Annotated in this window: 8 protein-coding genes; 1 reads left to right on the forward strand and 7 read right to left on the reverse strand. The window is 43.2% G+C overall.

Going from position 1 to position 11,354, the window contains the following annotated elements:
- Positions 1 to 236 precede the first annotated feature (236 nt).
- From LG34_RS13010 to LG34_RS13025, 4 genes are all read right to left on the reverse strand, one after another.
- On the reverse strand, positions 237 to 1,832 hold the full coding sequence (locus tag LG34_RS13010) for a VanW family protein (protein WP_109216445.1): 1,596 nt from the start codon (positions 1,830 to 1,832) through the stop codon (positions 237 to 239).
- A 123-nt stretch (positions 1,833 to 1,955) separates the two neighbouring features.
- On the reverse strand, positions 1,956 to 2,702 hold the full coding sequence (locus LG34_RS13015; RefSeq protein ID WP_181369379.1) for a 3'-5' exonuclease: 747 nt from the start codon (positions 2,700 to 2,702) through the stop codon (positions 1,956 to 1,958).
- Entirely contained in the window at positions 2,699 to 4,528 is a 1,830-nt protein-coding gene (locus LG34_RS13020) for a B12-binding domain-containing radical SAM protein (protein ID WP_109216446.1), read from the reverse strand. Before LG34_RS13020 ends, LG34_RS13015 begins: the two co-directional genes overlap by 4 nt.
- Before the next feature lie 250 nt (positions 4,529 to 4,778).
- Positions 4,779 to 5,732: a C39 family peptidase gene (locus LG34_RS13025; protein ID WP_109216447.1), complete on the reverse strand. Its 954-nt coding sequence runs from the start codon at positions 5,730 to 5,732 to the stop codon at positions 4,779 to 4,781.
- A 360-nt stretch (positions 5,733 to 6,092) separates the two neighbouring features.
- On the opposite strand from LG34_RS13025, the gene LG34_RS13030 reads away from it, so the two are divergent.
- Positions 6,093 to 6,362, forward strand: coding sequence for a GNAT family acetyltransferase (locus LG34_RS13030; protein ID WP_109216448.1), 270 nt, complete (start codon positions 6,093 to 6,095; stop codon positions 6,360 to 6,362).
- A gap of 125 nt (positions 6,363 to 6,487) precedes the next feature.
- On the opposite strand, the gene LG34_RS13035 is transcribed toward LG34_RS13030, so the two are convergent.
- The 3 genes from LG34_RS13035 to LG34_RS13045 are packed head-to-tail and all read right to left on the reverse strand — an operon-like array spanning position 6,488 to position 11,116.
- Positions 6,488 to 6,769 (reverse strand): hypothetical protein, encoded by a 282-nt coding sequence (locus LG34_RS13035; protein WP_109216449.1) that lies wholly within the window; start codon positions 6,767 to 6,769, stop codon positions 6,488 to 6,490.
- Between the two features lie 53 nt (positions 6,770 to 6,822).
- Positions 6,823 to 9,027, reverse strand: a complete 2,205-nt coding sequence (locus tag LG34_RS13040; protein ID WP_109216450.1) for a hypothetical protein — start codon at positions 9,025 to 9,027, stop codon at positions 6,823 to 6,825.
- Entirely contained in the window at positions 8,996 to 11,116 is a 2,121-nt protein-coding gene (locus LG34_RS13045) for an efflux RND transporter permease subunit (protein WP_109216451.1), read from the reverse strand. Before LG34_RS13045 ends, LG34_RS13040 begins: the two co-directional genes overlap by 32 nt.
- Between the last annotated feature and the right edge of the window lie 238 nt (positions 11,117 to 11,354).

Genomic DNA, 11,354 nt, shown 5'->3' on the forward strand with positions numbered 1-11,354 from the left:
TTATCTCAGTCGAGAAGACTCCCACTTCTGCAAGTGGTGAGTAATAACAAGTCTTTCTCAGTGGGAGTACAATCTCCGACTGAGATAAACGCTCCGCGGGGGCGCACATTGTCTGGGAGACAATGGTTTTGCGCCGACCGGAACGGAGTGTAGAGTGCAGTGATTCTGAGAAGAATATGTCAGCTTACGCTGACCAGAATCACGCACCAAGTCTCACTTGCGTTCGACTTGATCTTTTATTGTGCTGTCGTTCCCTGATCTGCAGACTGGTTATCTGCCGGTTGTGTCTGCTGGGCAGAATTATCGGTCTGTCCAGCCTGATTCGTTCCATCTGCCGGCTGTGTCTGACTTGCATTCGGATCCTGCGTTGGATCTGTTGTCTGCTCCGGCTGCTGCACTGCATTCTTCCACTGTGCTGCTGCCGCACGGATCGTACCCTCATCCTGGGTGGCAATCGCTGCTTTCATCGCAGATACTGCCTCCGGATTTTCCGAAGATACGCCTACCGCATAAATTGTCGGTGATGCTTTATAAGTCGTTTTGTTAAATACTTCACGGCTCTCCTCCACTCCGTCTACGGTAACAACCTTCCATAAACGGGCAGATTTTCCTACATGAGAGCTCTGTGTCTTACTGATCGTACCAACGGCATCCGAAGATTCCTGAAATTTCACACCCGGATCTGTGGTACTGAGCGTCTCACTCACAAAAGAAATGCTTCGGTTTGCCGGACGTGTTTCCTGTCCGTAAATGGTAAAGGAAATCGTCGTACCATTTGCATAGCTTTCTATATAAATCGGTGCTTCTGTACTGTTTTTAAATTTAAAATCTTTATATTCTCCGGCGATCGCTGCATCCGCCGACGGATCTACATAATTAACGATCATAGAATGACCGGATCGCTCTGTCACTTCCAGTTCCGCACGGATCACCGCATTGTATAACGTCGTGGAAACCTGACAGATTCCACCACCGTAAGCGTCTACCGTTGTACCATTCTCATAGGCTCCGGCAAGTTTATAACCATTATCCGCATTAAACGGTGCTACCGTCTGATATACGGAAAATTCATCCCCTGGATAAATCACCGTTCCATCGATTTTCTTAGAACCATTTGCAATATTTGCTTTTCTTCCAGAGGCAGAGGATGCATATTTGGTAGAAAATGTTCCCAGAACATCTTTTACTTTCTGAAGTTCTTCCTCAGATCCTTTTGGTTTGCTGACTTCTGCTACCAGTTCAATGGTGCTGTCCGCTTTCCATCCTGCCTGAAAACTTTCATCAATGGTATCCACAGATTTTGCCACATCTACCACGATACCATCCTGACCTTCGATAATTTTAAACTCACCGTTTTCTCTGGTCAGACCGTAATCTACCGCATCACGGTTCAGCTCACCTTCATGCTCCTCCAGATATGCCGTTGTCTTTTCCTGGTCTACAACCAGCGGCATTGGAAATACTTTATCTTCATTTTCCAGATCTTTTTTTGCTTTATAACGTGCGATCAGATTACCGCTTTTGCCATAAGCCACCGCATTCTGTACGCTCTCGGTGTCCTGCCAGCTCAATCCCAGATCTGCGGCTGTCGCCTCTACAGACACATCATTGATCGTCAATGTAATCTTCTCATCTGCCAAATCGTCGACATATTTTTCCACAGCTGCTGTCGCTTCGTCATCTGTCATGCCGCCCACTGCCACATCTCCGATAAAAATACGGTCTGCAATCACTGAATCTTCACTTTTCTTTGCAAGTGCACTCTGATGTCCGATACCGGCTGCCAGCACAGCAACACCAAGGATTGGTAACACCCTGATCCATTTTTTCATATATGTTCACCTTTCTGTTTTCTGTACTATATTAACAGTGCAGATAATATTCCGGTCACTACCATGGCAACTAACACGATCAATACCACAATAGATGCCAGTATTCTTTTTTTCTTTGACTTCTTATACATTGTCTGAAACCTCCTGTTTCGGAATCCGTCCATACTTCGCATAAATTTTGTCAATCATACGCGAAGCCTCACTTTTTGTCAAGCTGTCAATTTCGATATCAGACTCTATTCTATGATAAATCATCAAATGATTCAAGTCTCTTTTTTGTGCCGGTGTCAGTGGTCCCTGCTTCTTTATATGAAGATGAACCTCTTTGGGGCAGAACAGACCCGGTTCCTGCTCCTGATATTGCGCTTTCAAAAGCAGATACAGTTCTGCTGTTGCCCGCGCATCGTCCACTGCCCGATGTGCATGATCCCGCACAATGGAAAAATAGCCGCACAGCGCATCCAATGATTTCTTTTCCGGTTCCTTTAATACTTTCCGGGCAATTTTTAACGTATCCAGTGCTTTCCGCTCAAACTTACGCCCGTTATTTATCGCACACTGTTTTAAAAATCCATAATCAAACCGGATATTATGTCCTAACAATGGACAATCTTCCGCAAATGCCAGAAACGCTTCCAGTGCCGCATCTGCCTCCGGTGCATCTGCCACCATATCATCGGTAATACCCGTCAGCTCTATGATCCGTTCCTCCAGTCTGCGGTGTGGATTGACAAACGTCTGGAACGAATCTGTAATCTGATCCTCATGGATTCTGACAGCACCGATTTCCAGAATCCGGTCCGTTTTCACCTGCAGACCGGTCATTTCCAGATCAACCACGATCAGGTCATTTTCATTTTTCGGAATCATTGCACACCTCCGCATCCCGATTGTAATCCCATCTCATCAATTCTGAAAAGTGCCGCCTCATTCGTCAGAGAATCCCTGTTCTCATAATCAAAAAGCAACCATAACGGATCTTTCTCCTCTGTAATCTCGCCCTTTTCGTTGATATGCTCAAAATACTCAAAATGGCAGTATTTTTTCTCCATACCATGTTCCCGCAGATATTTTCCGGTCTGCCGTTTGTCCTGCTGCACATTCTTAGCCCAGAACGGACGGCTTTTGGATTTTTCAATCTTATACAAGTCAAAAATCAGTGCCTCACGGTATATATCCCTGCGCTCCGGATCAACGATCTCTGCAAACTCCTGTACGATCTCTGTCCGCCGTACACGGCTGTGACTGCAATCCAGATAACCATGTTCCCGATAAAAATGTCCCATATCCAGAAACATCTGAAAAGTACTGTCATACTTCCACTCCAGAACTGCCAGATACGTCAGGAACTGTCCACTGTTATAATGAAGTTCCAGCATTTCTTCCACCAGACGGATCTCCAGCATTTCATCATAAGAAACCCATTTACTTGCCATCACCTCATATGGCGGACGGCTGCGGTACACAAGACCGTACTCCTGTGCATGTTCATACATATAAGAGCCCTTTAATACTTTCAAAAATCCAAGCTGTAGCTGCTGCGGATGCAGTGCATAAATATCATTAAAGGACTGCTGAAATCTCTGATAATCTTCAAACGGCAGTCCCGCGATCAGATCCAGATGCTGATGAATATTTTTACCGGCTTTTACCCGATTCACTGCCCGGTACACTTCCTCCAGACGCATGGTACGATGAATCTCACGAATCGTATCTCCGTTGGTGGACTGCACCCCGATCTCAAGCTGGATCAGTCCCGGACGCATATCAGAGATCAGCTCCAGTTCGTCTTCTCTGAGCAGATCCGCAGAAATCTCAAAATGAAAATTCGTAATGCCGTTATCATGTTCCTTAATATATTTCCAGATTCCCATGGCATGCTCATGCTGACAGTTAAAAGTACGATCTACAAATTTTACCTGCGGCACTTTAGCATCAATAAAAAACTGCAATTCTTTGTATACAAGCGGCAGACTGCGAAACCGCAGCTTTTTGTCCACGGAGGACAGACAGTAACTGCAGTTAAACGGACATCCACGGCTGGATTCATAATAAATGATCCGGTGTTCAAAGTCCTTCAGATTCGCATAACAAAACGGAAGTTCATCCATCGGAAGCAGACTGCGCAGCGGCTGAATTGCCACTGTTCCATCGGATCTGCGATAGGAAATACCATCGATTTTTTTCAACATTTCCTCATTTAACTCTGTGAAAGCACCTGACTTTTTCTCATATTCCATTCCTGCCCCCGCTGTCTCATTTCGTGCCTCATCTCTATTCTGTGACAAAGATTGTGCATCCTGTTCGCATTGTTCAAAATGCTCACACAATTCCGTCAGTGTCCGCTCACCCTCGCCCATCATAATTCCGGTGATGGCAGGATTTTCCTTCAAAAATCGTTCCGTCTCAAAAGATACTTCCGGACCGCCCACCCAGATAGGTACTTCCGGGCGCAGTTTATGAAATTCCGACACCAGTTCCTTTACATACTCAACATTCCAGATATAACAGGAAAAAAGCAGTATATCCGGCTTCTGACAATATATTTTTTCCAGAATATCCTCTAACTGATTATTGATCGTATACTCTGCCCGCTCAATTTTATGTCCGTGCGCCGCTGCATATGCCTGCAGCGAATACACTGCCAGATTTGAATGAATATATTTTGCATTGATTGCTGTCAATAAAATTTTCATCTGAAATGCTCCATCTCTCTTTTCTCTATCGTTATTCTTTTATTTTCTTACGTCTTAAGTATTTCATACGATACCACAAACCGAAAAAAAAGAAAAGGAAAAATGCAGCTACAAAACCTCATTTCAAAGGTCTTATAACTGCATACTTTTCATATATATTCCGCCAGAAACCAAAATGGATATTTACAATCTGGTTACATTTCTTACCTATTACTTGACACAGCGAAAGGAAAAATTATCCCTGATTTTATTATGCCTTGCTGTATACCCACAAATTTCGCATCTGTGACATAATTTCTTCCAGATCCCAGCTTTTATCACTGTTTTTCCGACTGTTCGGATCATTTACCGTGACATCTCCATTGGATTTCACCCCGGTCAGCACAATAAAATGTCCGGTACTGGTAAAATCCCCCGGTCCCATAATGCAGATGATCGGATGACCGTCCCTCAGTTTACTGCGAATCGTATCTGCATCCAGTCCCAGTTCCTTTGCAGACAAACCAAGGTCACCGGCAAGTCCTGTCATCATATTCCAAGAAGAACCGCTGCCATTGACATAGTAGCCATCCGCCTGCGCCATTTTTGCTACCGCGTAAGGATTCATATTCAGATTTCCGGTCAATCCCACGCAAACCATAGAAAGTGCGGTCGGTCCGCAACCGGTCACTGCCAGAAAATCATCACCATAGGTTTTATATCCCCAACGTTCATCCCACTGAATAAAAAGCGGTATCTTTCCATCCGTCACATCCCCGGAAATATCTATGCTTTCCTCACTCGCATCATCATTTATATAATTTTTATAATCCAGGACAATTTCTCTTGCCTCAGGATGTTTCTCATACAAACGAATCAAACTGTCCGGGTAACCTTCCGACTGAAGTTCTGAGGTAGAAATCACGCCGACAGATGCCCTAATCCTGTCGATCATTCCCGTTTTTCCACATACTACAACTGCCAGGATCACCAGAACAATTGCCAGAAACTGTTTTCTTCTTCTGGCTCTGCGCCGTCTCTTCTGCTGCTTTTTACTCATTCGTGCCCGGGATGTCTGCCGTCCACTCCTGCTTCCATCATCCCACTGCCCATATCCGTAGTCCTGCTTGCTTTCGTTCCGTGTGTATCCATACGCATCGGTCTGCTCCAGTCTTTTATTATCGTAATAAATCAGGTCATATTCATACTCATCCGATTTTTTCATCTCTCATCCTTCTCCCTGTGTCGAATGTATACAAAGTCACTTTTTGCATACATCTTCTTTGTGTCTTACTGTAATTCATAATAAGATTCTTTCTCTTTCTTTTAGTAAAGCACATCTATATTGAAGATATTTAAATATAACCTGTCCAAAAACTTACGATTTTCTTACAGAAATCTTATTTCTGGATGATCTGCACCGCTTTTATCTGTGCCCTTGCATATTTTTCCTGCAAAAGCTAAAATAAAGATAGTTTGCATATACATAGCAATATTTTATCGAATTGTATTTCATACAATGATTCATTCCCAGGATTTACATAAATATTTGCAGAAATATCAGGACATAGAAAGGAAATTTTTCATGATTGCAAGAACAGACATTTTTAATATTAACTTCTATAAAAAAGAACGTTTTCACGGCAGCTACAAAGGCATGCATTACCGCATTGAAAAATATGCACCGGAAGAAGGCGACACCGTACTGCGGGTGACCGTGTGGCCGGGACCGTATAATTTTGATACCACACCGGATGAACAGAAAACATCTGCCAGTTATCCATTTACTGATGATGGTCTGACAGAGGTCTGCGATTATTTAAATAAATTTCATACAGAACACTTTTGTGACTAAAACACTTTGTCTAATAACGCATATTTTTTGAAAGCACCCCAGATTGATTTTATCTTTCCGGCTACCAATCGCACATCAATAAAAAATCAATTTGGGGCACATTTATGTTACAAAATCACTTTATCTCAGTCTGAGTTGAACATACTGTATTCGTTCAATACCTGACACTTTTCCAATATCTCATGATGCGCTGCGGAATTGATATTAATCACACGAACCTTCAACTCCAACATTGGATCACCATCCTTTATCTTATAAGCATCAGATAAATACAATGTCCTTTCCGCTTCCATCTTCGAAGTACCATTATAAAAAGTATAAAACTCTGGCTTTGGTAATTTCACTAACCCACGCTTATAACGATCCCGCGTAGGTACAATCTTCTCATACGCTCTGCCTATGTACATCAGACTTTTTTTCTTTTCTACTTTAACTTAAAACTATCCTTCATTTTTGTATATTATTTAGTTTCAATAGCCTCGGTCCGAATCACAAATTTCACACTTCCACTCATATCATCCTTCAAACCAGAAAATGTATGATAAGAAGCTCCGGCATCCAGTACCTGATCGACGCGATCTAACAATTCTTCTACATCACCATGGTACGCATCACTCAGCTTCTGGATTCCTTCCTCATCAAACTGAATCATACCATCACTGAGTTTTTTCGCACCATCGTTCAGTTTAGCCGTACCATCATTCAACGTTCCGCTGTTATTATCCAGTGTTGCAGCTCCGGCATTTAATTCACTGCCTTTACTGTTCAATGTATTGACACCTGATTTTAATGCCGCACTGTTATCATTCAAAGTTGCAGCACCATTATTCAACGTCTGAATGCCTTTCATCAGCTCTGGGACACTGTTATTGAGGCTCTGCATACCAACTGCCAGCGGCTCAATTCCTTCATTATACAGCTTCTGAACACCGGCACTTAATGTCTGTGCTCCGGATACCAGTCCGCCCTGCTCGATCTGAGCAGCAATCGCTGATTTTGTAGAAGCAATTCCGCTCTTTGCACCTGCAATGGCACCTTGTTCAGCACCACTCTTGGCAGATTCTGCAGCGATCTGACCAACGGAAGCTGATGTATTATCTGCGATACTGTTGATCAACTGCTGTGACATTGCCTGTGCATAAGCTGCTGCCTGTTCATCTGTCAGCGTAGGATTAATCTGTTTAAAGGTATCTTTTAACGCAGCCGTTACACTATCAGACAAATCTGTTGAATTTTTCACACCATTACTATAAACAGCTGCTGCCTGCTGAGCCACACCCTTATAAACATCTGTATCCTGTCCAAACATCTGCTCTACGGTCTGCTTTGCTGCTGTTTCTGCCTGTGCAGCTTCCTCATCCGTCACACCTGCATTCAATGCAACATCCAACTGGTTGACACCATCTGACAGTTTCTTTGCACCATTCACGATTCCGTCATCGCCTGCAAAATACGTCTGAATCTGCATTGCACCACCTACCAGCTGTGTGATACCGTCTTTGAGATCACCGGATTTATCTGCAAGCTGTTTTGTTCCGCCTGCCACCTGTGCGACTCCATCGGTATAGGCATCCACACCGGATTTCACCTGAGACACACCATCCGTATAGGCACCAATGCCGCTCTTTAACGTAGACACACCGTTTGTATAGGCTTTCACGCCATCCACCAGACTTCCGGTTCCGTCTGCAAGTTCTTTGCTTCCATCTACCAACTGATTTGAAGCATCACTCAGGGAATCAATTGCATCCTCAATACCAGACAGATCAATATCCTGATCCACATCCAGCTCCTGCAAAATATCGCTCATCACGAATGTCATAGTCATATCAAGTGAAAAATCTTCCACATCCGCAGTCACTTCCACGTAATCCGGAATCTCAATATCTTCCAGGTCTTTGCTGTCCAGATCCAGACTTTCGGATAATCCCGGAAAAGCAAATCCGACAACGACCTGATTATTGCCATCGCTGACCACTTTACCGTTTGTCACTTCCACATTTGTGAAATTTTTATTGAGCATCATGCCGGTAACCGCTGTAAATGGCACATACACGCCATCTTCTGTTTTTTCTTTGTTGGTGTAATCCATGCGGATGGTTACTTTTCCACTCTTTCCTGCCAGATCCTCCGGGGAGATTTCCTTTCCATCCAGATAGTAAGTCATCTTCATATCGATTGGAAGTTCCTTATCGGTTGTTCCCTGATAATAAATGTCGTTTCCATCTGCCTGCCAGGTCAACGCGCCGTCAGCCCCCTGCGTAAAAGTCTCATCGCCTTTTACGTTTTCAATATCTTTCAGGTCACTGACATCCTCTAATGTTGCTGCTCCGCTGTGATTTTTCAACCAGTCACTGACGATCACTTCATTCGGTGTACCATCCGGATCTGCGACCACATAAACGGTTTCTTCCTTGTCAACGGTAGTTTCCTCTCCATCAGTCTGACTCTTTAATACCTGTTTTAAAATATTTTCTTCTTTATCTGTATCGTTTTCGCTCTCATCCGTGGTTTTCTGTGTGCTATCCTGCACAGCTGCCGCTTTCTGACCATATACATGATAAGCGCCTGTGCCACCTGCTACAATGATCGCTGCCAGAACGCAGGCTCCCACGCGAACAACTTTTTTTGATTTAAAAAACTGTTTTACTTTTGAGAATTTCATTTGTTTTGCTCTCCTTTCCCTTTGTTCCGGATCTGAATCCTGCACTTGTTGCACAGATGACTTTGTCAAATACCATATACATCGCCGGCAGTACAAAAATAACGACTACCATACTGATCAGTGCTCCACGCGCCATCAGAATACACAGAGAACTGATCATATCAATATTAGAGTAAACACCTACACCAAACGTAGATGCGAAAAAGCTCAATGCACTGACTACAATGGACTGTGCCGAAGATGCAACGGCCCGCTGTACCGCTTCTTTTTTCTCCAGTCCCGCCATGCGCGCACCCTTATAATTGTTCGTCATAAGAATTGCATAATCGACGGTCGCACCAAGCTGAATCGTTCCGATTACGATGGATGCAATAAACGGAATCTGTGTATGCGTGTAAAATGGAATACACATATTTACAAAAATTGCAAACTCAATAACAGCAACCAGAATGACCGGAAGTGTAATGGAACGAAATACCAGCGCAATGATCACAAAGATTGCCACAATGGAAATCGCACTGACCACTTTAAAATCGGTGTCCGTAATGGTGATCAGATCCTTGGTACACGGTGCCTCACCGATCAGCATGCCGTTTTCATCATAAGCCGCTACAATGTCGTTGATCTCATCGATCTGGGCATTTACCTCATCGGATGCTGTCTTGTATTCGGAACTGATCAGAATCATCTGATATTTATCATCTTCCAGAATATCTCGAATGGACTGTGGAATCATATCCTTCGGAACAGAAGGTCCGATGATACTGTCGATTCCGATGGCAGCTTTGACTCCATCTACCTGATCGATACGCTCCAGCATTTTCTCTGCATCCTTTGCCTTCATATGACTGTCTGCCAGCAAAATATGCGTGGAGTTCATGTCAAACTCCTCATTCAGTTTTTCATTTGCCATAAAACTCTGCAGATCTTCCGGCAGCGTTCCTGCCAAATCATAGTAAACTTCTGCATGTTTCTGTCCGTAAATTGCCGGAACCAGAAGTACCGCAAAAATCAGCAGAAAAATCGGAAACCGCTTTGTCACGAAACCGGAAATTCTTCCAAGATCCGGCAAAATTGCTTTATGTCTTGTTTTTTCCAGCGGTTTGTCAAAAATCAGGATCATAGACGGAAGTATGGTTACACATCCAATAACACCAAATACCACGCCTTTTGCCATAACGATTCCAAGATCTTTACCCAGGGTAAAACTCATGAAACACAATGCAATAAATCCGGCAACCGTCGTGATGGAACTTCCCACAACAGAAGTAACGGTCTGTGAAATCGCATGCGCCATAGCATTTTTATGGTCATTCTCATAGATTTTTTTCTGATCTTCATAACTGTGCCACAGGAAAATCGAATAATCCATCGTCACGCCAAGCTGCAGCACTGCACTCAGCGCCTTTGTCACATAGGAGATCTCTCCCATGAAAACATTCGTACCCAAGTTATAGATGATCGCCATTCCGATACTGAGCAGGAAAAAGATCGGTATCAGGAAAGAATCCATCGTCAGGGATAATACAATCAATGATAAAATAACTGCCAGCACAACATAGATCGGAACTTCCTTATCAGAAAGATCCCTGATATCCGTAACAACCGCTGACATTCCACTTAAAAAGCACTGCTCATTTGAAATTGCACGGATCTGTTCTACCGCTTCCATGGTCTCATCTGCCGACATCGTTGTATCATACAAAATAAACATTAATGTGCCTTCGTCACTTAAAAATACCTTCTGCAATTTTTCCGGCAACATATCTGTCGGGATACTGATGTCCGCCACACTGTCGTACCACAGAACAGATTTTACGTGATCAACCTGTTCAATTTTTGCCTTTAAGGTACTGACATCCTTATTCGACATTCCGTCAACGACGAAGGTAGAAAACGCTCCCGTACCAAATTCGTCTACCAGAATATCCTGTCCCTTCATTGTCTCGATATCCTCCGGCAAATAGGAAAGGATATCATAATTCACTCTCGTGTGCAGATAGCCAAATACGGACGGGATCAGCAGCAGGATCGCTGCAATGAAAATGATAAACCGCGACTTGACTACGCCTTTTCCAAATTTCAGCATCTCTTCTCATCTCTTTCTACTCTATATTCTGCAATTAGCTGAACGCCCCGTAACAGGCGTCTGTTCGTTGTAATAGAATAGAAAAAAAGACTGGATAATAGAATATCCAATCTTTTTTGTGTGTATCTTTATTAAATTCTTTTTAGATAATATGTTTCTATTTTATAGATACATTTCACATTTTGTATCCGTAAATGCTACGTTTGCCTATTTTTGTATCGTATCATAATACAAAGGA

It is taken from the genome of Eubacterium ramulus (assembly GCF_003122485.1).
In the GTDB taxonomy this organism is placed as follows: Bacteria; Bacillota; Clostridia; order Lachnospirales; family Lachnospiraceae; genus Eubacterium_I; species Eubacterium_I ramulus_A.